The following is a 26032-nucleotide window of genomic DNA, read 5'->3' on the forward strand; positions in this document are numbered from 1 at the left end:
GGCCTTTAAGACGGAGTTGATGCGATGGGATTGAGTTCGACGCTATCGAATGCACTGGGCGGCATGAATGCCGGCCAGCGGGGCATCGATGTCGTTTCGCGCAACATCGCCAATCAGGGAACGCCGGGCTATCACCGGCAGTCCATCGTCATCGAGGAAACCGCCTATGGGACGAGCGCGCAGGTTCGCGCCTCGACCCTGTCGCGGGCGTTCAACGAAGCGCTGGAAAAGCAGCATCTGGTGGCCGTTTCATCGGCGAGCTATCACGATGTGCGCACAAGCTTTCTCGACCGGATGCAGATGCATCTGGGCAAGCCGGGCGATGCCAATTCGCTCGATACGCTCTATGGCGGACTGGAAAACGCGCTGCAGGCGCTGGTGACCAACCCCAATGACGTAACGACACGGGCCGGCGTGCTCAACGCCGCTCAGCAGATCGTTGGGCAGCTCAACACCCTGACCGGCGCGGTCCAGGAGATGCGGGTCGAGGCCGAGCAGCAGATTTCCAACAGCGTGTCCGAGCTCAACCGGCAGCTTACGGCGCTGGCCGATGTCAATGTGCGCATTCTCGACATCTCCCAGGATCAGCAGGCGCGGCTTTCGCTGATGGACGAGCGCGACCGCCTGGTCGCCTCGATTTCCGAGCTGGTCGACGTGCGGGCCACATACCGGACCGACGGCACCGTGGCGCTGATGACCGAAAGCGGGGTGGGCATTCTCGACGTCGAGGCCTCCCAGTTCGGGTTCCGCTCGGGGGGCGGGCTCAATTCAAGCTCGCTGTTCGATCCCGACCCGGCCAAGAACGGGGTAGGGGAATTGACCCTGCGCACCCCTTCGGGGCTGCAGATCGACCTGGCCGGGCAGCAATTGCTCTCTTCTGGGCGCATCGCGGGACTTCTGGAGCTGCGCGACACGACGCTGGTCAACATGCAGGACCAGCTCGACGAGATTGCCGCGGGCCTGGCCCAGGCGATGAACACTGTCACCACGGTGGCACAGCCTGACGAACTGACGCCCGATCTCTACGAACTCGATCTTTCCGGCATGCAATCGGGCAATTCGCTTGCCCTGACCTATAATGACGGCACGACCGACCGCTCCGTTCGGATCGTGGCGATGGGCGATGCGGCCAATCTGCCGCTCGCTACGCCCAACGCCAAGGGCGAGCGGGTTATCGGGGTCGATATCTCGGGCGGTGATCCGGCTGCGGCGATCGCCGCGGCGCTGGCGGGCGAATTGCCGGGAACGGCGGTCATCGGCGATGCCGGCGGCGTTCTGTCCATCGACAGCCCCGACATGCGCGCCATGTCATCCCAGATCAGCGTGACCGGAACGCAGGACGGTGCGGGCGCGCTCAATCTCTTCGTCGATACCCGCGACCAGTCGTTTACCAATTCGCTCGATGGCAATGGCCAGAAGCGCGGGTTTGCCGGGCGAATTGCGATCAACACGGCGCTGATCTCCGATCCGGCCCAGCTTGTGCAGTATGCGAGCGGGATATCGCTGGGGGACGCGACACGGCCGGAATTCCTGCTCGACAATCTCAAATCGATGGAATTTGTCTCCGACAAGATGACCGCGCTTTCCGATGGCGGGGTGCGGCTTTCGGGCAAGGTCACCGATCTCATCGGCCAGATGATCAATCATCAGGGCAATGTGGTTTCCAAGGCCCAGTCGGAAAGTTCGGCTGTCAGCTATACGTTGCAATCGATCACCACGCGCATGAGCGCCGAGTATGGCGTGAACGTGGATGAAGAGATGGCGCGGCTGATGCAACTCCAGAACGCCTATTCGGCAAGCGCACGCGTGGTTTCGACGGTTCAGGAACTGATCGACGCCCTGCTGGCCATGTGAGGTCTCATGACGATCATCAACAAATCGCTCTATCCGGTGTCCTCGACGCTTTCGACCATATCCAAGATGAGCAAGCAGTTCGAGAACCTCCAGCTGCAACTGGCGACGGGCAACCGCTACAACACGCTGGCCGAGATGGGCAGCGACCGTGTCCACGACATCAATCTGCGCAACCGCCTGTCGCGGATCGAGGGCTATCAGGCCAATATCCTGACCGTCGAGAACCGGATGAGCTTTTACACCAACGGGCTGGAGCGGCTCGACGAGATCGAAGGGTCGGCCCGGGACCTGGCGGTGCCCAACGCCTATGGCACCGACGGAATCAATCTCACCAACGCCCGCAACCAGGCCACCAATCTGCTCAAGGAGGTCATCGACGTCCTCAATACAGATATCACGGGGCAGTTCATTTTCGGGGGCAACAAGTCCGATACCAAGCCGGTGTCGAGCTTTGAGGACATCATGAACGGGCCGAACGGGTTCGTGCGCTACACCGAGAACCGCAACAGCGAGGATATGGGAACCGTGGCGGGCAATTCGGGTCGGATCGATCAGGCGCTGGCGGCCGATACGATCACGCTGACCGAAGATGGCGACCATGATTTCGGGTTCAAGATCGCTTCGGTGACCACCACGGGAACCGCGATAACCGGCACCGCTGCGCCGGTCGATCCGCTGCAGCCCGATGCCGAACAGGTCGCCACGATCACCGCGGGCGGCGTGCCGGCAAAGGGCGATGCGGTCACCATCGGGGTCACCTTTCCCCATGACCGCGAGACCGTCCAGTATCTGACGTTTACGGCGACCGATACCGATCCGGTGCCCGAAGGCGGCTTTGCCATCGGGGCCGATGCCGACGAGACAGCGGCCAATCTCGATGCGGCGATTGCCGGCAAGCTCGAAAATCTGACCAAGACGGACCTGCGCTCGTCCTCGACCTATGCGGCGGCGGACGGGTTCTTCAACGGCATGGGCGAGACCCAGGATCCCAACGCCAATGCCTGGTACAACGGGCAGGACAGCACCAATCCGCGCCAGACGGTCTCGGCCAATATCGACGAGAGCACCAAGACCCAATATGGCGTGCAGGCCAACGAGAAGGGGTTTGTGGAGCTCATCAAGGGACTGGCCGTGTTCTCGGTTTCAGAGCTGTCTCCGCTCGATGAGGAAAATGCGGGGCGCTACGATGCCCTTGTCGATATCCAGCGCTCGCGGCTGTCGGAAGACAACAATGCCCAGACCGGAGCGATCGAAGTCATCACCATGGAGCTGGGCATCGCCGCTTCGACGGTCAACACCGTCAAGGAGCGCCATTCCCAATATGGGGCGCAGCTCGAAACGATGCTGGCGGAAATTTCCGAAGCGCCCAAGGAAGAGGTGGCGATGATGCTGCTGACGCTGCAGACGCAGCTTCAGGCGAGCTATCAGGCCACGGCGATGGCCAGCCAGCTTTCGCTGGTGAACTACCTTTAAGAGCGCGTCGTGAGCGGATGCAAAAACAAAGCCCCGGCATCGACCGGGGCTTTTTCATTTCAGTGATGGGTGCCGGTTCAGCCTTTGCTGCGCAGGCCGGCTGAAATCTGGCGATTGATGTTGATGAGCGCGTCGAGCTTGGCGGGGTCGGCGCCAGCGAGCAGCTCATAGGTCTGGCCCATGACGAAGATGCCGAGATTGGCGATGTTCTGGCGGATGGGTTGGGGGAGGGGGCTGTCGTCCCTGGTCACGGCCTGAACGAAGATGGACCAGACCTTGCGGTTCTTGTTGAGGGTTTCTTCGAGCTGGTCGTAATGCTCAGGCCAGGTGTCGCGGATGTTCTGCAAACGGGAAGCAAGACGGGCCAGAAGGTTGGCCTCAAGATCTCTGGGACTCGCCGTTTGTTGCGCGGTCCTTTGATACGCGAGTGCCCCCTGATGTTGCATTGCCCAGCAACTCCCCTTCGTATTCGATAAGCTTTTTTGCAGCCCTGAGAGCTTTGTAGAGATCGCCGGTTAATATCTCATTATTTATAGCGTCGACATAAGGCAAAGTGGACGGCGCGGCGCGGACCATTTCATTGATGAGTTCGAAATAGCTCTTGGTGAGCTTGTCGACATTTCCTTCCACATACATGATCTGGATGGCGAGATAGATTGCCTTGCCGGGTGTATCGGCGGTCGCTGCGGACAGAATGTCCTTTTCGCGCAGAATGGGCGCCTTACCCTCGATGAACAGGCGGGTGCGCTGGTCGGAATTGGTGATTACGCAGCTTCCAACGATCAGTTTTTCGCCGGGTTTGAGCTCGACCTTCAGCGCCATGATTCGTATCCCCTTCAAATTTGGGGTGATTATGAAGAGGGGTGGGACAAAAGAAAAGGGCGGGCCTTCTGGCCCGCCCTTTCCCGCAATGGATGCTCCCGTTCTGGGAGCGTCAGTTCATTAGAACAGACGCAGCACGGCCTGATCGGCCTGCGAAGCCATCGACAGAGCGGTCGAGGACAGCTGCTGGCGGGTCTGCAGGGCCAGAAGGTTGGCGGCTTCCTCATTGGCATCGGCCAGGGTGAGGTTGGACGCGCCGGTTTCGAGCGTATTGATCATGTTCTTGGTGAAGTTCTGACGGTTTTCGACGACCGACAGGTTCGAACCAAAGGACGAGGACTGAGCGCGAACTTCGTTGATCGCGGTCTTCACATCGGCCAGAACGTTGTCGATGTTGGTGTCGCTGTCGAGGTCAGAGGCTTCGAGCGTGGTCGGAACACCCAGATTGCCCGAGTTGATGGTCTCGCCACCTTCGGTCTGAATGTTGATTTCCGACGTGCCGGTCTCGTTGAAGGTGATCTGCAGATTGTCGCCACGCAGCAGGTTGATACCGTTGAACGAAGCATCGTCTGCAATCTTGTCGAGCTGATCGCGCAGTTCGTTGAACTGGTCGGCCAGGCCGGCGCGGACAGTGTTGCCTTCGATGGTGTTGGCGTCCGAAGACGTGCCGTCAATGGCACCGTCTGCCGAGACACCATCGACGCTCAGATCCTGGGTCGACTGGTTTTCGATACGCAGCTTGCCGTTGTCATTCGATGCGCGAATGGCGCCATTGAGGGTGGCGTTGTTGTTGATCTCGGAAACGAGTTCATCAACGGTCTTGGTCTCGCCGCCGTCCACAGCACCGGCAACGGTCGTCAGCGTGTCGAGACCACTGTCGGTTGTTGCGATATCGTTCGTACCGCCGTTGGCAACAGCCAGGTTGGTGACGGCGATCGAAGAATCGGTGCCAACCGAATTGGACGTGATGGCGAGGTTGCCACCGTCGTTAGAAGCTGTTGCTTCGAGGCCGGCTGCGTCAAGTTTGGCCTGAACCACCGCGGCGAATTCATCGACGTCGTCGATGGTGTCATCGCCATTGCCAACGGCTTGGACATCGGCCTGTGCAATGCTGATGCTGGTTGCAGTGCCGCCGTCGACCGCTACGTCAAAGCTCAGCGAGTCGCCGCCTTCGTCAAATTGCATGGCCGCAAAAGTACCTGCACCGGTCTGCGAGCCTGCCGCACCCTTGGTCAGATTGACTTCGACCGCAGTATCGCCAACGGCGCCGCCCGAGAAGTCGATCGTTTCGCCGGCAGCGAAAGATGCATCGTCAGCAATCGTGTAGGACGCGGTCTCAAAAGACTTGTCCTGACGGGCCTGACGCAGGGTCGACTGCATCGACTCGAGGGTTTTGGTGATTGCGGTAAGGCCGTTATCGGCGGCTTCAAGGGTCTGAATGCCGTTGGCCATGCCGTCCAGAAGGGCGTTCATGTCGCCGGCGCGAGAGTTCAAACCGGAAGAAGTGAAGAAGTTGGTGGGGTTGTCCAGAGCCGAGTTGACCTTCTTGCCGGTCGCCAGACGGTTCTGGGTCGTCGACATCATGTCAGCGGTGTTCTGGAGGGAGAGCAGGTTGGTGCGTACGGCGCTCGAAAGCGTTACGTCAGACATATGGAAATCCCCTTCTAGGATTTATGCAATTTCAGAGCGCCTCTTCCTGAGACGACTGGCCAGACACTGTGCGATATCTTCTAAAGAACGGTTAAAGCGCGCTGGTGCATCCGACATACACGCATAAAAAAGGCGAGCCGGGGCCCGCCTTGTTCATCTCCAATGTCCGTGCGGTTAGCCGAACAGGCGCAGAACCGCCTGATCGGCCTGGCTGGCAAGGCTGAGCGCGGTCTGGGAGAGCTGCTGGCGGGTCTGCAGCGCCAGAAGGTTGGCGCCTTCCTCGTTGGTATCGGCGAGGGTGAGATTGGCCGCTCCGGTTTCCAGCGTATTGATCATGCGCTTGGTGAAATCCTCGCGGTTCTGGACCACCGAAAGGGTCGAACCGAGATCGGATGCCTGGGCGCGCACCTCGTTGAGCGCGTTCTGCAGGTTGGCAAGCTGGGCATCGATATCATCGTTGAGGTCGAGATCTTCGGGGCTGAGCTCGAGCAGGCCCAGATTGGCCACGTTGATGGCGCGGGCCTCTCCCTTGGCATTTTTTGCCTGAATTTCGATGGTTGAAGTGCCCGATTCGTTGAAGACGATCTTGAGCTGGTCGCCGCGCAGGAGGTTGACGCCGTTGAACGAGGCGTCTTCCGAGAGCCGGTCGAGTTCGGTGCGCAGATCGTTGAACTGACGGGCAAGGCTGGAGCGCACGTCGTTGCCCTCGATTTCGGACTCGCCGATCCCGCCGGTCATTTCGCCATTGGTGAGCCCGGTCAGGGTGAGCGGGCTGGTCGACTGGTTCTCGATGCGCAGTTTGCCGTTGTCATTGGATGCGCGCACGAACCCGTCCAGATCGGCGTTGGCATTGATGGCGGTCACCATGTCGTCGACGGTGCGGGCGCGGGTGCCGATCGATGTGCCTGTTCCGTTGGCGATACCCGTGGTGCCCGCGGTGGCGGTTTCGGCAAAGTTGGAAATCTCGATACCGGCGCTGCTGCTGCCGGCGAAGGCGTCGGTTGTGAGCACCAGATCGCCGCCATCAACAGTCGCGGTGGCGGCGATGCCGGCGTTGTCGAGCTTGGCGTTGATGATGGCCGCAAGTTCGTCGGCGGTCACAGCCGTGGGATCGGCGACGGCGCCGGGCGAGGTGATATCGGCGTTGGTGACGGAAATGGCGACCGGGTCGCCGCCATGCACGGCAATATCGAATCCGACCGCATCGCCCGCACCGGAAAGATCGACCCCGGCCGGGGTGTAGGCGCCGGCGGCGAGTTCGGAGCGCGATGCGGTCAGGTCGACGTCGAAATCGGTCCCATCGGGCAGGGCGCCCCCGGCAAAATTGAGCACTTCGGTGCCGACGGGCGCGGCCGCCATGTTGAGCGTGTAGCTTTCGGTCTTGAACGAATTGTCCTGCCGGGCCTGACGCAATGTCGATTGCATCGACTCTATCTGCTTGGTGATCGCCGACAGACCGTTGTCGGCTGCCTCGATGGTGCGGATGCCGTTGCTCATGGCGTCGAGCAGGGTGCCAATGTCGGCAGCGCGCCCGTTCAGCGATGCTGCAGTGAAGAAGTTTGTCGGGTTATCCAGGGCCGAATTGACCTTCTTGCCCGTTGCCAGACGCTCCTGGGTGGAGTCCATCATCTTGGCTGTGTTTTGAAGGTGCAGAAGGTTGGAACGTACCGCCTTCGATAGCGTCACATCAGACATGGCCAAAACCCCCGTCGTCGCTTGGTATGATCAGAATCACTCCCTGTTAGGAGCGCGTTAACCATACAGTGCGATGCCAAGTGCTACTGAATGGTTAACAAAGTCTGATCGTTAAGGGGTAAATTTACCTTTTGCGCTAGACGGAGCGGTCGCGCAGCGTGAGGCTCGAGTGTGGCGGTTGCCAGGGGGCGGACCGCAGAACCAGGGCGGCTCCGGGCTCGGTTCCGGTGTTGACCAGGGTCGATGCGATCAGGCTCGTCTCGAGCAGGGTAGCCGACGAGACGGCGCCCTCAAGCGCTTGATTATCCTGAGGATTTTTCCGACTCTGGCGGTTGGGCGTCGGGCGTTTGGGCAGGGGCTGGCCAAGGCTTGCGCCAGCGGAATCGCGGATGCGATGGGGCGGTGGCGCCGAGGGCCGTTCAGCCGGTCGTGCGACGGCTGCTGCGATCCCCAACGGGCCTTGCTGTGGTGGGATGAACCCTGTCACCTGTTAACCATTCCCCTGACCGATGCGGCAAAAACTGCCGGGCAGAATGTGCCGCAAAGGCTCTCGGGCGGATTAAGCAGGGGTGTGGTGTTTTATGAAAATCGTATCATTTCGGAATGTTCGGCCGCGATCACAGCGCCCGGTTGATCGAAAGGCCCTTCATGGATTCAGCCGAAGGCTTGGGGGACTGGCCGGCGGCACCGTAGGTCTTGGGCTTGGCCGTGTTGCCGGCGGCGCGGGCCACGTCCGAGAGCAGGTTTTCGGTCACGGTGCGGGCGGTGGCCAGGACGCGAAGGTTTTCGGCCATCTGGGTGGCCAGCGCCTCATGGCCCCGGCGCAGGGCGTCGATGCGTATGGGGGCCTCGGCCTTCAGGCGCGGCGCGGCGCGCTGGATGGCGCGGGCCAGCGTCACGTAGTCCTGAGCAAGCTGGGTCTTTTCACCGGTGAGCGCCGTGGCCTCGCGCACATGGCCGGCCCGCAAATAGGTGGTTTCGCGGTTCATGACCTCGACCAGGGCACCGAGCGCGGTTTCTGCGCGGGCGCAAAGGGATTCTGCGTCCAGAGATTCAAGCGCCATGAGGCGATCGGCGGCGGTCATTGTGTGTAAGCTCCCATGGATGACAGGTGAGGCGCGCTTTGCTGTGCGGCCTGTGTTTCGATAAGGGCGGCGACCATCTGGTCGGCAATGCCGATGCCGCCGGCCTGGGCCATTTCGGCCGCGTATTGTTCGCTCATCATGCCGCGCCAGGTTTCCTCGGCGTAACCGCCGCCAAACATGGAGTCGGTTTCCAGCCCTTTGAACATTTCGGAAACGAGGGTGTTCAAAAACACGCCTTCGAGTTCGGAAGCCTTTTCGCGCAGATCGGCGTATCCGGGCAGGGACTGGTAAGCGGGGTTGAGGGTAACGGCCATCAGATCACCTCGATTTCGGCCTGCAGCGCGCCGGACGCCTTGATGGCCTGCAGGATGGCGATCAGATCGCGCGGCGAGATGCCCAGGGTATTGAGCCCGTCGACAAGCTGCTGCAGCGAGATCGATTCGGGGACCACGGCAAGCTGGGTGCCGTCTTCATTGACGTTGATCTGCGTGCGCGGCTCGACGGCGGTCACCCCGTCGGTGAAGGGTTCGGGCTGTACGATCTCGGGGTTTTCGGCAATCGATATTGTCAGATTGGCGTGCGCTATGGCGACCGAGGACACCCGTACGTCGCGACCGATGACGATGATGCCCGAGTTTTCGTTGATGACGATGCGGGCCGCCTGATCGGTCTGGATCACCAATTGTTCGATGTCGGTGAGAAGATCGACGATATTGCCGTTGAAATTGTTGGGCAGGGAGACCCGTACATTGGCCGGATCGGTGGGGATGGCGACGGGCAGGCCGATAAGATCGTTGATGGCCAGCGCGATGCGGCGCGAGGTGGTGAGATCGGGGTTGCGCAGCGAGAGGCGCACCGAGTGCTGGGCGCCGAGCGCGAAATTGATCTCGCGCTCGATCAGGGCGCCCGAGGAGACCATGCCGGTGGTGGGCACGCCCGAAACCACTGTCGCGGCCTCGCCCTGGGCCGAAAAGCCGTTGATGAGCACCGGGCCCTGGGCGATGGCATAGGCCTCGCCATCGGCGCCAAGCAGGGGCGTGACCAAAAGCGTGCCGCCCTGGAGCGAGGACGCATCGCCCATGGCCGCGACCGAAACGTCGAGGCGCGAGCCTTGCGTGGAAAAGGGCGGCAGATTGGCGGTGACCATCACGGCGGCAACATTTGCCGTGCGCATCGTCTCGCCGCGGGTGTTGACCCCCATGCGCTCGAGCATGGCGATCATCGACTGGCGGGTGAAGGGCGAATTGTTGAGGCTGTCGCCGGTGCCGTTGAGGCCCACGACCAGCCCGTAGCCGATCAACTGGTTGTCGCGCACGCCCTCGATCTGGACGATATCCTTGATGCGGGCCGGTGCGGCAAGCACCGGAAGCGTCCCGGTGATCGCCAGTGCGGCGGCGAGGGCGATTGCCAATGTGGTGCGAAACAAACCTGTTTTCATTTTCGTCCGATTCCCCGTTTCCGGGCGGCGTACCCTCGTCCCCACGATGGCGTGCCGCTGTTCACGGGTAATAGAGCGAAAAGCGTGCCAAGCACGGGCGCTTCCTGTTAATCGATTGTTTTTGTTGGGAATTATCTGAATTGATGGTTCGCGATACGGCTGGCGATGGGCAGTGTTTGCCGGGCCGTTAAGGGTAAATTAACTCCCCTGGGCAAAATCTGCCGGTTAGCAATCGATTAACCACGAGCCAATCGGGCCAGACATGCGGATCGACGGAACAGGGCGGATCATCACCACGAACCGGCCGGGTACCGCTGCGAAATCGTCCGGGCCTGCATTCCAGATCGAATCGGGGCAGGGTTCGGGCCGCAGCGCCCAGACCTCGGCGCCGATCGCGGCGGGCGGGATCGATGCGCTGCTGGCGCTGCAGGCGGCAGACGATGCGACCACCGGGCGCCGCAAGGCGGTCAAGCGCGCCAACTCCCTGCTCGACATGCTCGAAGACATTCAGGCCGATCTTTTGATCGGGCAGGTCGGGGAAGGACGGCTCAACCGGGCCATCTCCCTGCTGCAGCAGGCCAAGGCGCAGACCGATCCGGAGCTCGAGGCCATCGTGGCCGATATCGAATTGCGGGTGCGGGTCGAACTCGCCAAGCTGGGACGCTATCCCGAAACCTGATGCTGTGACCCGTTTGCGGCACCTCACGGTGTTGTTAACGAGTCGGTCACTTTCCGTTTGCCCGATAAGTTTGACCCCACTATATAAGCGGCGACCTGTTGCCAAGGGGAGTGAGTCTTAACGATGTCGGTCGAGGCCCTTGCTGACGACTACCGTCCTTCCGAGGACGAAGAGTTCATGAATGCGCGTCAGCGCGAGTATTTCCGCAAGAAGCTCAACGCCTGGAAGGACGAGATTCTCCGCGAAAGTCGCGAGACTCTCGAGAACCTGCAGGAAGAAAGCACCAACCACCCCGATATGGCTGACCGGGCGTCCTCGGAAAGCGATCGTGCGCTCGAATTGCGCACTCGCGACCGGCAGCGCAAGCTGATCGCCAAGATCGATTCGGCGCTCAAGCGGATCGAGGACGGTTCGTACGGTTTTTGCGAGGAGACCGGCGAGCCGATCGGTCTGGCCCGGCTCGACGCCCGTCCCATCGCGACCCTGAGCCTTGAGGCCCAGGAGATGCACGAGCGGCGCGAGAAGGTTTATCGCGACGACTGATCGCTGAATCTTTTGAATCGTTTGCGGCGGCCCGTTGAAGGAAAACTTCAGCGGGCCGTTTGCCGTTTCAGGCCAATGCCATCTCCCGCGTGATGGCTATGGCGTCGAGGAAGGGGCGGTCGTGGCTGACGATGAGCAGGGCGCCGTCATAGCCGCGCAGGCCGGCTTCGACCGCCTCGATGGATTCGAGGTCGAGGTGGTTGGTCGGTTCGTCCAGGATCAGCAATTGCGGCGGGGCAGCGGTGCCCAGAACGCAGGCGAGGCCGGCGCGCAGGGTTTCGCCGCCTGAGAGCGATGCGGTCATTTTCAGCGCGGCGTCGGCGCGGAATTTGAAGCGGGCCAAAGCGGAGCGACAGGCTTGCTCGTCGGACGCCGGATTGAGGGCGAGGAAATTGTCGCGCACCGTTTTTTGCGGGTCCAGGACGGACACCTGCTGGTCGAGCAGGGCGTGGGGGACGTGCACACTGACAGCCCCGGCGAACGGTTCGAGAGTGCCGGTAACGAGGCGGAGAAGAGTGGTCTTGCCCGACCCGTTCGGGCCGGTGATTGCCACGCGCTCGGGGCCGGCGATGGCGAGAGAGACATCCTTGAGGACCGGGGCAGCCGGATCGTAGCCGGCTGAAATGGCGTCGAGGGTCAGCACCTTTTTTCCGACGGGCAGACCGGTTGGCGGCATTGCGATGGTAACGTGCTGGAGCACTTCGATTTTGTCGCGGGCCGCCTGAGCGTCCGATTCCGCCTGCTGCCGTAAACGGCTGGCAAGACGGGCGTTTTCGCCCGCCGAATTTTCGGCGGCGCTCTTGCGTCCGTTGAGGAGGATTTTCGGCAGATCGCCCTTGGCACGTTTGCGCTTGCCTGCGGCATCGGATTTCTGCTGGCGCTCGCGGGTCTGCTGGGCCTTTTTTTCCACCTGGGCGGTGCGGCGTTCGGCAGTGGCCAGATCGTGCTCGGCGGCGGCCAGCTCGATGGCTTTGCGTTCGCGATAGAAAGAATAATTGCCGCCATAGGTCGTGGCGCCCAGGCTGGTCAGTTCCACAATGGCGTCCATGGTTTCGAGCAATTCGCGGTCATGGCTGACCACAACGGCGCCGCCGCGCCATTTGGCCAGAAGATCGATGACCGCATCGCGGCCATCGCGATCGAGATTGTTGGTGGGTTCGTCGAGCAGCAGGAAATCGGGATCGGCGAACACCAGCGCAGCCAGCATGGCGCGGGTGCGCTGGCCGCCCGAGAGGGTTTCGAGCGCGGTATCGGCGGCGGCGGGCAGGGCAAAGCGGGCGAGGGCTTCGTCGAGCCGCGCTTCGATCGTCCAGTCGGCATCGGCCAATTCCTCGGCACTGGCGGTTCCGGCGGCGGCGCGGGCGAGGATGTCGCGTTGGGCGGTGGCGCCGAACAGGTCGGCTATGGTCTCGCCAGCCCCGGCCTTGAGCGACTGGCGCAGCAAGCCAATGGTGCCATCGATGGTGACGCTGCCCGATTGCGGGACCAGCGCGCCGGTGATCAGCCCCAGGATCGTCGATTTGCCCACACCGTTGCGGCCCACAAGGCCGGTGCGCTGGCGGGAGAAGGCGAGATCGAGATCGGAGAAAAGCTGCGTGCCGTCAGGCGTTGAAAAGCTTAAGCGCGATAGCGTGATGTGTGCGGGCATAGATGGATTCCGTTCCGAGACAATTGCGGTTTGCTGTCGGAAGAAAATCCATTTGGGCACACATCCTGTTGGAGCGTTTCGGCGCTTCTTGGAATCGCCGAAATGCTCCAAGTCTTTGTTGGTCGCGCTTCCGAACCGGATAAGTGGAGCCCACTTATCCTGGAAGCACTCCTGTTGCAGTTCGGCGCCAAATTAATCGCTAAACACCACAAGTCAAGCCGCGCAGGTTGACAGGAAAGCCATGCTGACGCTTTCTGGTGCCATGGGCTCGAAAACATTTCTCACCACAGCCGCGCTTGCGCTTACGTCGGTTTTTGCCCCAGGGGCGTCCGCGATGGATATCTCGCTGGGCTCAAACGTGCGGCTGAGCGCGGGGTATCTTTCGCTCAATCACGACGCGTCCCATCTCACGCCACCGGGCAGTTCGGGGATGGCGAGCTATGGCGATCCCACCTCGATCCTGAGCTATGAGCCGCTCTATCAGGCCGATATCGAATTTTCTCTCACCGGGCGCGGAGAGGAAGGCTGGTTCGATCTGATCGCTGCGTTCCCCATCGCGGCGGGCGGTACGTTCGGGGATCGCGACTACGAGGCGGGGCAGGCGCTTTATTCGGAAACCTTCAGCGACATCACCCTTGAAAATGGCGGCAGTGTCGCGCTGCGGTACGGATTGCCGACGGATGGGACGCTGGTCTGGAACGATATGGTCGTGCGCCCCTATCTGACCGGCGGGTTTGGGCTGGAGCGCTATGGCATGGACGGATTGCGCTGCGGTGCTGCCTGTCCCAGCGGTCCGATTGCATCCGGCGTCACGGTGATCGGGCACGATCTGTTTTCGGCTTCGGCCGGGCTGGGCGTGTGGCTGGAAAATGAAATTTCGGAGGCCGAGACCATCGATCTGCGGTTCGAGGTCAATGGCGGCTATCTCGGGGTTACCGACAGCCATTATCTGCGGTTGGCGGATCTGGGGAGCGTGCCCAACATCTTTTACGATCTGGCCACGGTGGGCGGACTGGCCGAGGCCACCTATCGCTATGAAACCGAGCAGGGCGCCGAGCTTTCGGCCAGCGTCTTTGCCGGTGGACAACTGGGGCTGGGCGGGGTGACCTTCGGCAGCGCCGGCGGCCCGCAAACCGGGCCGCTCTGGGCGTGGTCGGTTGCGGGGCATGCGGGCATCAGCGTCGGGGCGAGTGTGCCGTTTTAGCGCGAACGGCGGCCGATCCTCTCTTTGTCGTCATCCCGGGCGAAGACCCAGGATCCAGTAATCGGCAGCGCTCAGGTTCCTTCACCAATGCAGAGTGTACTGGACTCCGGCTCAAGGCCGGGGTGACCGGGTGGGGAGTAGGGCGCGCAGCACTTGGGCGCTGCTACCCGTACCGCTTTTTGAGATGCGCGATGAAGATGTCGGGATCGAGGGTCGAGCCCGTGGCGCGTTCGATGAGGTCGGGGGTCGAATAGCGTGAGCCTTGCGACCAGATATTTTCGCTGCGCCATTTGTTGACGCCGGAAAAGTCACCCTTTGCGATTTCATCGAGCACGTTGGGGCGGGCCTTTTCGATGGCCTGCCATTGCTGGGCGGCGAGCATGGCGCCCAGCGTGTAGCTGGGGAAATAGCCGAAGGCACCGGCCGGCCAATGGACGTCCTGCATGGGGCCGTCCTTGGGATTTTCGATTGTCGAAAGCCCCAGATACTCGGTCATTTTTGCGTCCCAGGCCCCGGGCAGGTCGACCACTTCGAGATCGCCGCCGATCAGCGCCTGTTCGAGCTCGAAGCGCAAGATGATGTGGAGCGGATAGGTCACCTCATCGGCATCGACACGGATGAAGCCGCGTTCGACCTTGTTAACCTCGGCCACGACGTCCTCGATCTCCCAGCCCCTAAGCGCATCTTCACCGAGATGCTGGGACACGATGGGCATGGCCCAGCGCCAGAATTGGGGGGCATGGGCCAGTTGCTGTTCAACGAAAAGCGACTGGCTTTCGTGCATGGCCATGCCGCGCGCCTGACCGACGGCCATATGCGAAAGATCCTTGGGCAGGCCCTGCTCGTACAGTGCGTGACCGGTTTCGTGCAGAACACCCATCAGGGCGGTGAGGAACTCGTCGGTTCTGTAGCGCGTGGTCATGCGCACATCGGTGGGCACACCGCCGCAGAAGGGGTGGTGAGAGACGTCGAGCCGGCCATGGGTGAAATCGAACCCGAGCGCACCCATCATCGAAAGGCCCAGCTCGCGCTGTTTTTCGATCGGGAAGGGGCCTTCGACCGATTTGGCGGGGCGGCTGGCGTAGCGGCGTTCCTGCGCATCGAGCGCTTGGGGCACGAAATCGACAAGGAAGGCTTTGAGCTTTTCGAGCACCGGGGCGACATCGGCGACGCGGTTGCCGGGGTCGAACTGTTCCATCAGCGCGTCGTAAGGGGTGAGCCCCAGCACATCGGCGCGCATCTGCGCTTCCTCGCGGGCCAGCGCCACGACGCCTTCGAGGGCGGGGGCGAAATTTGCCCAATCGTTCTTGGCGCGCAGATCGCGCCAGAGCTGCTCGGAGCGTATTTCGGCCTGGGATTTGCGCACCACGAAATCGGCGGGCAGGCAGGTGGCGTTGGTGTAAACGCGCTTGAATTCGCGCACGGCAAGTTTCTGGTCGTCGGAGAGGTCTTCGGATTCGGCCTTTGCGATCCAGTCGCCGATCTGGGGCGCGGTCGCCGTTTCGTGCCGCAGCCCGTAAAGGAAAGACACCGATTCCGCGCGCTTTTCACCGCCGCCGACCGGCATGTTGGTCGCCTCATCCGCCGAGAGGATGGCGATAGCGTGCTCGATGGATTCGAGCTTGCGTCCGAGGGTTTCGAGATCGGCGTAGGACATGGGGGGCTCCGGGCAGATGAGTGTCGGCAGGGTTGTAGAGGATTTTGGCGGCGAGGGGGAGAGGGACTACGGAGAGGTTGGGGCTTACAGAGAGTACTGGATCCCGGCTCAAGGCCGGGATGACGGTGGTGGGGAGGTGAGGAGGGAAGAGAGATAAAAAAGGCGCTGCGGGGAGCAGCGCCTTTTGGGTCGGCCCGACGGGGAAGACGGGCCGGTTAACCGGCTGCCGCGAATTTGGGGAACGGCAGGCGGTTGGGGACTGAAGCGCCAGGGAGAAGGCGGCGCTGGGGATACTGGATCCCGGATCAAGTCCGGGATGACCGTGGAGGGTTGGGAGGCGTGATGTGCCTCCCTTCCGCGGTTAGAACGGCAGGATGGCGTCGAGGATCTGCTGGCCGTATCGGGGCTGCTGGACGTCGGTGATCTGGCCGCGGCCACCGTAAGCGATGCGGGCTTCGGCGATCTTGGTGGAGGAAATCGTGTTGTCCGATCCGATATCTTCGGGCCGCACGATGCCGGCCACGATCAGGTCGCGGACCTCGAAATTGACGCGCACTTCCTGACGGCCTTCGATGACCAGATTGCCGTTGGGCAGCACCTGGGTCACGACGGCGGCGACCTGGGTGGTGACCCGTTCGGAGCGGTTGACCGAACCGTTGCCGGCGTTGGAGACGCCCGAATTGGTGCCGATGGCGGCATCCGCGGACACGTCGGCCGGGGCGACCGAGTTAAAGATCGAGCCCAGTGCGCCACCCAGCCCGGCTTCGTTGGACGAAGAGCGCGTGGCGGTGGTGGTGTTTCCGATCTGGGCGCGGTCGTCGATGGTGACGATAACAGTCAGAATGTCGCCGATCTTGGCGGCGCGCTGATCCTTGAAAAAGCCGCGCGCATCGGACGAAAACAGCGAATTGGGCTGGTAAGTGGCCGGCTCGGCGGCGGGCATGGGCATGGTCACCGGACGATAGCCGGCGGTGACCGTGGGATCGACGATGGGGGTCAGGGCCGGAGCCTGGCCGACATTGGCCAATCGGTCGGTGGTGGCGCAGGCGCCGAGCGCGGAAACGAGCAGCAGGCCCGTTGCGAGTTTGAGAAGTGCGTTCATTTCAAAATTCCCCGTAATTTTTCAGTGGTCGCGTTTCCGAACCGAAGAACCGGTATCGACTTCTTCTGGAAACGCTCCGGTGACCGAGACTTCCCCAAGTCCCGAGCGTGAAGATCAGAGCCCGGCGAGTTGCTGGGGGCCCGAATAGACCGTGACCGTGCCGTTCTGCGTGGCGACGCCCTGCAGAACCTTGTTGGTCATGGTGTTGAGCACGGATACCGGCTGGCTCAGGCTGGCGGAATTGAGCGCCTTGCCGGTTGTGGTGAGGGTGAGCGCGCCTTGCTGGAAGACGACGGTCACCGAATCGTTGCGCGAGATGATTTCGGGCGCGGCAATATCGGAGGGCTTGAGCATGACGCCTTCGCGCGTCTGGCGCTGCAGGGCCATGCCCATGATTTCCGCGTCCGACACCAGGCCGGTGGATTCGGCGTAGGCGAGTGGGACCATGCGCATTTCGATGTCGTCGGGCCCCAAAATCGTGCCCTGCGGCAGGGTGCGGGCGAGATGGGGCGCGGCGATCATCAACTGAATCTGGCCCGAAACGTCGAGCGGGCGATCGATGCCGGCCACCGCAAAGCGGGCGGAAAAGCTCGATGAACCGGGCATGTAGCGCAGGATGGTCAGCGCGGCGGGGGTTTCGGTGTTGGCGGCGATGAGATCGGGCAGGGGCGCGTCGAGCGCGATGTCCATGTCCATGCCGGCGGTGAGGATGCCGCGCGATTGCAGATCCTGGGCGATCAGGTCCGAGAGCATCTCCTGGCGCACATCGATGCCGACGCGGGCCACCCGGATGCGGTCGAACCCGGCGGGCTCGAATGTCTCGATGCCGGCGGCCTGAACCGCTGAGGCGATGTCCTGGAGCGAGAGAATGCCCGATGTGCCGGGGGCCGGGGCGCGGAACACGGCGGTTTCGGCCATCAGTCCGGCGCCGTCGAACAGATCGCCCACGGTGACGATGGCGGCGTTGACGGTCACATCGCCGCGCAGCATCGGCTCGGCTTGCGCCGCGCCGGCCAGTGCGCCGAGGACGATTGCGATACCGGTGCGTTTGAGAAGTGAAGCAAACATCGTCGTTACCCCCTTTGTCAGGTGTTTAGCGAAGCTGGGCGGTGGCCTGGAGCATCTGGTCGGCGCCGGAGATCACGCGGGCATTCATTTCGTAGGCGCGCTGGGCCGAGATCAGATCGGCCATTTCGGTCACCGCGTTGACGTTGGCGCTTTCGAGATATCCCTGGAGGAGGTCGCCCATGCCCTCGGCGCCGGGCACCCCGATCTGGGCCTCGCCCGATGCGGCGGTTTCGAGAAAGAGATTGTCGCCCATCGATTCCAGGCCCGCCTTGTTGACGAAGCGCGCCATCTGGAACTGGCCAAGCTGAACCGGTTCGGTGCCGCCGTTAAAGAACCCCTCGACGATGCCGTCGCGGCTGATCGAAACCGAAGTGGCATCCTCGGGAATGATGATGCCGGGTTCGACCTCATAGCCGTCCACGGTCACCAGCATGCCGGTGGACGAGCGCTCGAAGGTGCCGTCGCGGGTGTAGGCGGTGCGCCCGTCGGGCATGTTGACGATGAAATAGCCCTCGCCGCGGATGGCGACGTCGTTTTCCTTTTCGGTGGGTGCCACATTGCCCTGGCTCATGATGCGGGCGGTGGCCGAAACCCTTACGCCCGAGCCGATCTCGATGCCGACGGGAACCTGCGTGCCCGCTTCCGAGGTCGATGCGCCGGCGCGGCGGTAGGACTGGTAGAGCAGGTCCTGGAACTCGGCGCGCTGGCGCTTGAAACCGGTGGTGCGCATGTTGGCGATGTTGTTGGAGATGACTTCGACATTGCGCTCCTGGGCGGCCATGCCGGTCGATGCTATGTAGAGAGCTTTCATCGGTGTTGTCCTTATGTCGGTCGCTGGCTGGCTCAGGCCTGGGTATCGCCAAGCCGCTGGATCGCGGAACGGCGCAATTCGTCTTGCTTGTTCATGAGGTCGGCGAGCGAGGAATAGGCCCGCGTCACCCGGATCATTTCGGTCATTTCGCCAACGCCCGAGACGTTGGAGCGCTCGAGCGCGCCCTGGACGACGCGGGTGGTCGAAACCGCCAGCGGGGTGCCGCCGGCAAACATGGTGTCGCCGGTGCGGGTCAGTTCCTGGGGGTTTTCAAACTCGACGACTGCGAGGCTGCCCTTGTTGCCGGCGCTCGATGTGATTTCGCCCTCGGCGGTTATGGCGATGTCGGTTTCCCCGGCGCCAAAGACGATGGGGTTGCCGCCATCGGAAAGCACCGGGAAGCCGTTCTGGGTGACGAGCACGCCGTCGGAATTGATTTCCATTGCGCCATTACGGGTGTAGCGGGTGCCCTCGGGCGCCTGGACGGCCAGAAAGCCTTCGCCGGCAAGAGCGACGTCGAGCGGATTGCCGGTCTGGGTCATGGACCCGGCGGCGAGATCGTGCATGGTGGCCCAGTCCTGGACATAGGAAAGCTGCTGGCTGCCGCTGGGGAAACTGCGGTCGGAAGCGACCGGCATGACGTATTCCTCGAACAGGATCGCCTCGGCCTTGAAACCGGTCGAATTGATGTTGGCCAGATTGTTGGCCACCACATCCATCTGCCGTTGCAGCGCCATCTGGCGCGAGAGGCCGATCAATTGCGCGTTCTCGATCATGCGCGTTTCCCCGTTAACATCTTTCGAGGGCCCTGCCTCCCCAGGCCAGGCGTCTCGCCAAAAGACAATGCAGGTGGCGTGCCAACTTCATAAATTGATATAAAACAACGGGTTAGATTGATCGGGTGTTGTGGGCTTTGCGGTAAGGCTTTGCCGGCGGGGAAAAATCTACCCGGCAATACTTGCCGCCCTTAGGCAAATCGTAACCATTCGTTAACCCTGTGGGGATTAGCTGGGCACAGGGCAAAAGCGCCTGAAACCGGGGGATTCGGAAGGCCTGCATGAGCGACGTGACCGAAACAGACGTTAACGCCACATCGGACGCGGCTCCCGCCAAAAAGGGGCTGCCCAAGATTGCGCTGATCGGCGGGGGCGTTGCCGTGCTGTTGCTGGTCGCGGGGGCAGGTGGGTGGTTTCTGACCCAATCGGGCGGCGGCGACAGTGCCGACCATGGGGGTGAGGTCGAGGTCGCCGCGGAGGCCGCCTTTTATGATCTCCCCGATATCATGGTCAATCTCAACACCTCGGGCGGTGCGGACGCATTCCTGCGGCTGCGCACGGCGCTGGAAGTGCGCGACGAGGCGATGATCGAGTTGATCGAACCGCGCATGCCGCGGGTTCTCGATGCCTTTCAGGTTTATTTGCGTGAGCTGCGTCCCGCCGATCTTGAAGGTTCGGCAGGGCTCTATCGTCTCAAGGAAGAGTTGCTGCGGCGCGTCAACCTCGCCGTCTATCCGGCGAGCGTGGACAATATCCTGTTCAAGGAAATCCTGGTGCAATAGCGGATAATCATGGCCAACGAGACAGGAAAAACGGACGGGGCGCTCGGGGACGACTGGGCCGCCATGCTCGAAGCCGAAGCGGGCGGGGCGGACGATGTCGACCGCGTTCTCAATCAGGATGAAATCGACTCTCTTCTCGGGTTCGATTCCAGCGCTGCATCCAATGTCGAGCTGACCGGTGTGCGGGCGCTGATCAATTCGGCGCTGGTGTCCTATGAACGCCTGCCGATGCTGGAAATCGCGTTCGACCGCCTGGTGCGGCTGACGACGACCACGCTGCGCAATTTCACCTCCGACAATGTCGAGGTCACCCTTGAATCGATCAGTTCGGTTCGGTTCGGCGATTATCTCAATTCCATTCCACTGCCCGCCATTCTCTCGGTCATCAAGGCCGAGGAGTGGGACAATTTCGGGCTTTTGACCGTCGACAGCGCGCTGATCTATTCGATGATCGACGTGCTCCTTGGCGGGCGGCGCGGCTCGAGCGTCATCCGTGTCGAGGGGCGGCCCTATACGACAATCGAGATGGCACTGGCGCGGCGGATGATCGAGCATATTCTCGATGACATGCACAAGGCGTTCGAGCCTCTGGCGCCCGTCAATTTCAAGCTCGACCGGCTGGAGACCAATCCGCGCTTTGCCGCCATTTCGCGGCCGGGCAATGCGGCGATCCTTGTCGAATTGCGCATCGACATGGACGATCGCGGCGGCAAGATCGAGATCATGCTGCCCTATGCCACGATCGAGCCGATCCGCGAGCAGTTGCTCCAGATGTATATGGGCGAAAAATTCGGGCGCGATCCGATCTGGGAGGGGCATCTGGCCACCGAGATCCACGCCGCCGATACCGAAATTTCCGCCGTGCTGCACGAGCTCGACCTGCCGCTGTCGAAGGCTCTGAGCCTGGCCGAGGGCGACACGATCATGTTCGACATGACTCCGTCCGACCCGGTGACGCTGCGCTGCGGCGAGGTGGACCTGACCCGGGCGGTGATGGGCCATATCGGGAAAAATGTTTCGGTCCGGGTCACCCGGCCGCTCAACCCGCCAAAGGTGACGATGGCGGCCTTCGAAGCGATGGAAGAAAAGGCGGAGGGCAAATAATGCCTCTTGGACTGATGATTGAAATTGCCGTTGCCGCGCTTTTGGCAACGACGATCGGTTACTGCATCGTGCTCAACGGCCGGATCAAGAATCTGCAGGCCGACCGCGCCGCCCTCCAGCAGATGATCGCCGATCTGGTGCAGGCGACGACCATGGCCAACGGGGCCATCAAAGGGATGCGGGAAACCGCCGTCGAGGCCGACGAAAGGCTCAACAGCCGGCTCAACGAGGCCGAGCGCTTTGCGATCGAACTGGCCAATCACGTCAATGCCGGCCAGGCCGTCATGGACCGGATTGCCAAGATCACCCAGGCCGCGCGTTCTCCGGGAGATGGCGGCGATGGCAGCCGGGCCGGCAGCGCTCTCAAGACACTCAAGGACCACCAGAAGCGCCGGGAGCACGCCGCGTGAACCGGGTTCGTCTTCTGCCTGTCGTGGTTATTGCCGCATCGGCTTTGCTGATGCTCAAGACGTTCGGCATTGTCTCGGGGCAGGGCTATATCCTTGGCGGTGTGAGCGCCGCGCAGGCGGCTGGCGGCGGGCAGGTGGCCGAAGAGGCGGCGGCCGAGCCCGAAGCGGCGCCGGCCGATGGGGAACCCGAGGTCGAGATGTCACCGGCCGATGCCGCCGCGGCGGCGCTTTTTGAAAATTTCCCTATCGACGACAGTGAGCTGGAAGGGGCCGACGACGCCCCGCCGGGCGCGACCGAGGCGATCATTCTCCAGCGCCTCACCGAGCGCCGCACCGAACTCGAAAGCTTTGCGAGCGAGTTGCAGACCCGGCTCGCGGTGGTCGAGGCCGCCGAAATGCGTATCGAGGAGCGCATGAGCGAATTGAGCGCCATGGAGGCCCAGATCAATGCGCTGGTCGACGCCCAGCAAGACGCCGAGGCCGAGCAGTTCGCGGCCATTGTGGCCATGTATGAAAACATGCGGGCCAGCGATGCCGCCACGATCTTCAACGATCTCGATGAAGGCGTGCTGGTCAAGGTCGGACATGCCATGAACCCGCGCAAGCTCGGGCCGATCATGGCCAAGATGATCCCTGCCAAAGCCCAGCAACTGACAGTTCTTCTTGCCCAGACGGGACCGGAAGGACCTCAGGAGCCGACAACGCCCGAATTTGCCAATCTGCCCCAGATCGTCGGGCAATAGCCGAACACAGGGGCTTTTGAGGTGGCGCGGTAATCCCATCTTAAGCGCTTCTGCCTAGTGTGCCCTTGAATAAGGGCGGCAGGCAGAATGCTTTCGACCACAAGAAAACGTGGACGCCAGATTTATGGATATGGGGACGCTGCAAGATTTATCTTGCTGGCGTTTTTCGTGTTTGTAGGGTGGGCCGGACCGGCGCTGGCGCAGGAAAACATCACCTTCGAGGCACAGCGGCATGAGAATTACGCCCGGCTGATCCTGACCTTTCCCGACCGGCTCAACCTGCCCGAGCATACGGTGGAAAGCGACAATGGCGTGCTGGTCATATCGGTGCCCGACACGCCCATGGAGGGGGTTCTGCCCGATGTCGGAACCACGCTGAGCGAATATGTTGCCATTGCCCGGTTTGATCCCGACCGCACCGGCATCCGCATGGGGATGCGCGAGCAGTTCCAGATCAACACCATGGCAGCGGGCGAACAGCTCTATATCGATCTGCTGCCGGCAAGCTGGGTCGGGCTGCCCCCGGGGCTGCCGCCCGAAATTATCACCAAGCTGGCCGAACGCGCCGAGGAGGCAGCCCGGATCGCCGAGGAACGCAGGCGCGCCGAGCTTGTACTCGAATACGATCCCCAGCCCACCATCAGGGTGGGGCGGCATCAGACCTTTTCGCGTATCGAATTCAGCTGGAACGTGGGCACCAAGGCCGAGTTCACCCGCGAAGGGGAAAACGCCTCGATCCGGTTCGACTGGCCGGTGCCGGTCGATCTTTATGAGGTGCTGTCGGACCGCCCTGCGCAGCTTGGCGAGGTGACCAACATCGTCCATGGCGGCGACACCGAAATCGCCATGACCATTCCCGAGGATGTTTCGGCGCGCTTTTACGAGCAGTCGAGCACCGAATTCATCCTCGATATCGACGTGCCGGGGGCGAGTGCCGATGGGCTCGAACTGGACGAGATCGCCGCGACCCTTTCGGATCCCGAACCTGTTTCCGAAGGGGAGGAGGTAGGGGAGGACCCCGCGCAGGAGGTGTCGGACGGGCCGGGCACCGTCCAGCCCTATGTCAGCACGGTGGGCCAGACCGTCCGTGTCGTTTTCCCTTTCGTCGAGGAAACGCCCGCCGCCGTGTTCCGGCGCGGCAATGTGGTGTGGATGTTATTCGATACGCCCTCCCGGCTGGTCAGCCCCGATGCGCAATCGGGAGAAATTCTCGATGGCCTGGCCCGCGACCTGACCGTTGAAAGCACGGGCGCGGCCTATGTCGTGCGCATGGTGCTCGACGACAACCGGCTGGCCACGCTGGCCTCGGAAGGGCAGAGCTGGGTTCTCTCGCTCGGTGACATCCTGCTTTCGGCGGTTCAGCCGGTGACGCTTGAACGCCGCCGCTCGCCCACCGGGCTTTATGAAATGCAGGCCGATCTCGAGCGGCCGGGCAATGTGCACCAACTGCGCGATCCCGATGTGGGCGATATTCTGGATGTGGTGACCACCTATCCGCCGGCCCGCGGGGTGGTGCGCGATCTGGGCTTTGTGGATTTCGAAGCGCCGCGCTCCATCCATGGACTGGTGATCAAGCCGCTGCACGAGGGCATCAATGTTTCCATCGAGGACCGGTTTGCGGTGATCACCGCCGAGACCGGCCTTACGGTTTCGACCGACGATGGCCAGCAGCGCCTTTACGCCCCGGATGCGACGAGCGTCAGCGCGCTCGACCTCAATGCGATGATGGCACCGAACCCCGATGAATTCGTGCTTTTGCGCGACGAGTATCAGGAGCGCGCCGCGCTTGTCGAGGGCAGGGAACTCGACCGCGCCCGGCTCGATCTCGCCCAGTTCTACCTGAGCAACAATTTTGCCTACGAAGCGATCGGCGTACTCGATGTTCTTACGCGCGATCTGCGTCAGGAGAGCCTCGAGCCGGTCATGAGCGCGACGCTGGGTGCGGCCAACGCGCTGGCCGGGCGCCATGCCGAAGCACTGGACCTGCTCAACGCCGACAGGATGCTCAACGATGCCGACGCCATGATCTGGCGCACCATCGCCAAGGTCGATGCCGGCGATTTCGCCGGTGCGCGGCTCGATGCGTTCGGCGGCGACCACGTCATCGACAATTATCCCAACTGGGTCCGGGCGCGCTTTCATATGGCGGCCATACGCGCCGCCGTGGAGCAGAGCGATGCCAAGATGGCCGCCGATATGATCCGCGCTGTCGATCTTGCCGCGCTGACGCCCGATCAGGTTGCGCAATATCAGCTGCTTTCGGCGCGCCTTGATCATATCAACGGGCTCGAGAACGACGCGCTGGAGGGCTATGGGCGGGTCATCGCCGCCGACCGGCGCGGCTCGACCGCCGAAGCGGTGCTGCGCACCATCGAGATCCTGGACGATATGGGGCAACTCGATATCGCCAAGGCCATCCATACGCTGGCCGTCCAATCGACGCTGTGGCGCGGCGACCAGCTTGAAATCGATATCGTTACCAAGCTCACCGATCTGCAATATCGCCATGGCGATTATCGCGATGCGTTCGTTCTGACCCGTGAAATGGCGTTGGGGTTCGAGGAGAGCCAAACGCTCGACGGGCTTCTGGCGCGGGCGCGGACCGAATTTTCCGGGCTGTTCCTCGACGGGAAGGCCGACGCCTTGGACCCGGTTTCGGCGCTGTCGATCTATTACGACTATCGCCATCTCACCCCGCCGGGGGCCGAGGGCGACATGATGATCCGCAATCTCGCCCAGCGGCTGATCGAGGTCGACCTGCTGGCCCAGGCATCCGAACTGCTGAGCTATCAGATCGAGAACCGGCTCGATGGCGCGGCGCGCGCGCAGGTGGCCGCCGATCTTGCCGTTGTCCATATCGCCAATCGCGATCCCAATTCGGCATTGCGAGTGCTTTACGACACGCGGCTGGCCGGGTTGCCGCCGGGGCTGGAGCGCCAGCGCCGCGTGCTCGAGGCCAGCGCGCTCATTCACGCCCATCGGCACGATCTGGCGCTCGACCTGCTTTCGAGCCTTACGGGCCGCGATACCGAATTGCTGCGCATCGATGCGCTGTGGCAGGCCAACCGCTTTTCGGCGGCCAGCGAAACCATCGAGGCGCTCTATTCGCCCGATCTGGACACCGGCACGCTTTCGCCCATGGCGCGCACCAACATCGTCAAGGCCGCGGTGGGCTATGTGCTCTCGAACGACCAGATCGGCCTGGCCCGGTTGCGCAGCCGGTTTTCCGAGGCAATGTCGACAACGCCCGAATGGCCGGTCTTTGCCTTCGTTGTCGAAAATGTCGATCCCAATGGCGTCAACTTCCGCGAGATTGCCCGGCAGGTGGCCGACACCCAGGCGATCAACGCGTTTTTGAATGCGTATCGCGAGATTTATTCCGGGCAGGATGCGGTGACGCCATTGCGCGCGGCGCCGGAAACGGGGGCGGTGGCGAGCTTGTAGGTGGGGGCTCGGCAGCTTCCTGGTCAGTGGAGTTGGGAGGCGCA

24 protein-coding genes are annotated in these 26032 nt (G+C 62.3%); 10 read left to right on the top strand and 14 right to left on the bottom strand.

The window, feature by feature from the left end:
- The first annotated feature begins 24 nt into the window (after nucleotides 1–24).
- Entirely contained in the window at nucleotides 25–1854 is a 1830-nt protein-coding gene (flgK, locus tag V6617_RS07390) for a flagellar hook-associated protein FlgK (protein ID WP_338610097.1), read from the top strand.
- Nucleotides 1855–1860: 6 nt separating this feature from the next.
- Nucleotides 1861–3327 carry a hypothetical protein gene (locus V6617_RS07395; protein WP_338610098.1) on the top strand — a complete coding sequence of 489 codons (1467 nt, stop codon included), beginning with the start codon at nucleotides 1861–1863 and terminating at the stop codon, nucleotides 3325–3327.
- A gap of 77 nt (nucleotides 3328–3404) precedes the next feature.
- On the opposite strand, the gene flaF is transcribed toward V6617_RS07395, so the two are convergent.
- The 8 genes from flaF to V6617_RS07435 all read right to left on the bottom strand — a co-directional run bounded on the left by flaF (nucleotide 3405) and on the right by V6617_RS07435 (nucleotide 10017).
- Nucleotides 3405–3773: a flagellar biosynthesis regulator FlaF gene (gene flaF / locus V6617_RS07400; RefSeq protein ID WP_338610100.1), complete on the bottom strand. Its 369-nt coding sequence runs from the start codon at nucleotides 3771–3773 to the stop codon at nucleotides 3405–3407.
- Nucleotides 3706–4149 (bottom strand): flagellar biosynthesis repressor FlbT, encoded by a 444-nt coding sequence (gene flbT, locus V6617_RS07405; protein ID WP_338610102.1) that lies wholly within the window; start codon nucleotides 4147–4149, stop codon nucleotides 3706–3708. The genes flaF and flbT overlap by 68 nt, the downstream gene beginning before the upstream one ends.
- Nucleotides 4150–4269: 120 nt before the next feature.
- A complete protein-coding gene (locus V6617_RS07410) occupies nucleotides 4270–5799 on the bottom strand; it encodes a flagellin (protein ID WP_338610104.1) in 1530 nt (509 codons plus the stop codon).
- A 174-nt stretch (nucleotides 5800–5973) separates the two neighbouring features.
- Nucleotides 5974–7494, bottom strand: coding sequence for a flagellin (locus tag V6617_RS07415; protein ID WP_338610106.1), 1521 nt, complete (start codon nucleotides 7492–7494; stop codon nucleotides 5974–5976).
- Between the two features lie 136 nt (nucleotides 7495–7630).
- Nucleotides 7631–7981, bottom strand: coding sequence for a hypothetical protein (locus tag V6617_RS07420; protein ID WP_338610108.1), 351 nt, complete (start codon nucleotides 7979–7981; stop codon nucleotides 7631–7633).
- Between the two features lie 130 nt (nucleotides 7982–8111).
- Nucleotides 8112–8579 carry a hypothetical protein gene (locus V6617_RS07425; RefSeq protein ID WP_338610110.1) on the bottom strand — a complete coding sequence of 156 codons (468 nt, stop codon included), beginning with the start codon at nucleotides 8577–8579 and terminating at the stop codon, nucleotides 8112–8114.
- Nucleotides 8576–8893 carry a rod-binding protein gene (locus V6617_RS07430; RefSeq protein ID WP_338610112.1) on the bottom strand — a complete coding sequence of 106 codons (318 nt, stop codon included), beginning with the start codon at nucleotides 8891–8893 and terminating at the stop codon, nucleotides 8576–8578. The genes V6617_RS07425 and V6617_RS07430 overlap by 4 nt, the downstream gene beginning before the upstream one ends.
- Nucleotides 8893–10017, bottom strand: a complete 1125-nt coding sequence (locus tag V6617_RS07435; RefSeq protein WP_338610114.1) for a flagellar basal body P-ring protein FlgI — start codon at nucleotides 10015–10017, stop codon at nucleotides 8893–8895. Before V6617_RS07435 ends, V6617_RS07430 begins: the two co-directional genes overlap by 1 nt.
- Nucleotides 10018–10279: 262 nt before the next feature.
- Between V6617_RS07435 and V6617_RS07440 the strand changes: the two genes are divergently transcribed.
- Both V6617_RS07440 and dksA read left to right on the top strand, forming a co-directional pair.
- A complete protein-coding gene (locus V6617_RS07440; protein WP_338610115.1) occupies nucleotides 10280–10696 on the top strand; it encodes a flagellar assembly protein FliX in 417 nt (138 codons plus the stop codon).
- 123 nt (nucleotides 10697–10819) lie between these two features.
- Complete coding sequence (gene dksA, locus V6617_RS07445) at nucleotides 10820–11239, top strand: RNA polymerase-binding protein DksA (RefSeq protein WP_338610117.1); 420 nt, start codon at nucleotides 10820–10822, stop codon at nucleotides 11237–11239.
- Nucleotides 11240–11306: 67 nt separating this feature from the next.
- Here dksA and V6617_RS07450 read toward each other — a convergent pair whose 3' ends face one another.
- The gene (locus tag V6617_RS07450; RefSeq protein WP_338610118.1) at nucleotides 11307–12887 is read right to left on the bottom strand and encodes an ABC-F family ATP-binding cassette domain-containing protein; all 1581 of its coding nucleotides are present in this window, start codon (nucleotides 12885–12887) and stop codon (nucleotides 11307–11309) included.
- Between the two features lie 241 nt (nucleotides 12888–13128).
- Here V6617_RS07450 and V6617_RS07455 point away from each other — a divergent pair, with 241 nt between their 5' ends.
- Nucleotides 13129–14091, top strand: coding sequence for a hypothetical protein (locus V6617_RS07455; RefSeq protein ID WP_338610119.1), 963 nt, complete (start codon nucleotides 13129–13131; stop codon nucleotides 14089–14091).
- Between the two features lie 163 nt (nucleotides 14092–14254).
- Here V6617_RS07455 and V6617_RS07460 read toward each other — a convergent pair whose 3' ends face one another.
- From V6617_RS07460 to flgF, 5 genes are all read right to left on the bottom strand, one after another.
- Entirely contained in the window at nucleotides 14255–15748 is a 1494-nt protein-coding gene (locus tag V6617_RS07460; protein WP_338610120.1) for a carboxypeptidase M32, read from the bottom strand.
- Nucleotides 15749–16109: 361 nt separating this feature from the next.
- Nucleotides 16110–16850 carry a flagellar basal body L-ring protein FlgH gene (gene flgH, locus V6617_RS07465; protein WP_338610121.1) on the bottom strand — a complete coding sequence of 247 codons (741 nt, stop codon included), beginning with the start codon at nucleotides 16848–16850 and terminating at the stop codon, nucleotides 16110–16112.
- 114 nt (nucleotides 16851–16964) lie between these two features.
- Complete coding sequence (flgA, locus tag V6617_RS07470) at nucleotides 16965–17918, bottom strand: flagellar basal body P-ring formation chaperone FlgA (protein WP_338610123.1); 954 nt, start codon at nucleotides 17916–17918, stop codon at nucleotides 16965–16967.
- A 25-nt stretch (nucleotides 17919–17943) separates the two neighbouring features.
- Nucleotides 17944–18729 (bottom strand): flagellar basal-body rod protein FlgG, encoded by a 786-nt coding sequence (gene flgG, locus V6617_RS07475; RefSeq protein ID WP_338610125.1) that lies wholly within the window; start codon nucleotides 18727–18729, stop codon nucleotides 17944–17946.
- Between the two features lie 32 nt (nucleotides 18730–18761).
- Nucleotides 18762–19505: a flagellar basal-body rod protein FlgF gene (gene flgF, locus V6617_RS07480; protein ID WP_338610127.1), complete on the bottom strand. Its 744-nt coding sequence runs from the start codon at nucleotides 19503–19505 to the stop codon at nucleotides 18762–18764.
- 281 nt (nucleotides 19506–19786) lie between these two features.
- On the opposite strand from flgF, the gene V6617_RS07485 reads away from it, so the two are divergent.
- The 5 genes from V6617_RS07485 (at nucleotide 19787) to V6617_RS07505 (ending at nucleotide 25988) form a co-directional block, all read left to right on the top strand.
- On the top strand, nucleotides 19787–20287 hold the full coding sequence (locus V6617_RS07485) for a flagellar basal body-associated FliL family protein (RefSeq protein ID WP_338610128.1): 501 nt from the start codon (nucleotides 19787–19789) through the stop codon (nucleotides 20285–20287).
- A gap of 9 nt (nucleotides 20288–20296) precedes the next feature.
- Complete coding sequence (gene fliM, locus V6617_RS07490) at nucleotides 20297–21391, top strand: flagellar motor switch protein FliM (RefSeq protein ID WP_338610129.1); 1095 nt, start codon at nucleotides 20297–20299, stop codon at nucleotides 21389–21391.
- Nucleotides 21391–21801, top strand: a complete 411-nt coding sequence (locus tag V6617_RS07495; protein ID WP_338610130.1) for a DUF6468 domain-containing protein — start codon at nucleotides 21391–21393, stop codon at nucleotides 21799–21801. The genes fliM and V6617_RS07495 overlap by 1 nt, the downstream gene beginning before the upstream one ends.
- Nucleotides 21798–22544, top strand: coding sequence for a hypothetical protein (locus tag V6617_RS07500; protein ID WP_338610131.1), 747 nt, complete (start codon nucleotides 21798–21800; stop codon nucleotides 22542–22544). Before V6617_RS07495 ends, V6617_RS07500 begins: the two co-directional genes overlap by 4 nt.
- Before the next feature lie 153 nt (nucleotides 22545–22697).
- Entirely contained in the window at nucleotides 22698–25988 is a 3291-nt protein-coding gene (locus V6617_RS07505; protein ID WP_338610133.1) for a hypothetical protein, read from the top strand.
- The last annotated feature ends 44 nt before the right edge of the window (nucleotides 25989–26032 follow it).

The sequence above is a fragment of the Pelagibacterium nitratireducens genome (assembly GCF_037044555.1).
GTDB lineage: Bacteria > Pseudomonadota > Alphaproteobacteria > Rhizobiales > Devosiaceae > Pelagibacterium > Pelagibacterium nitratireducens.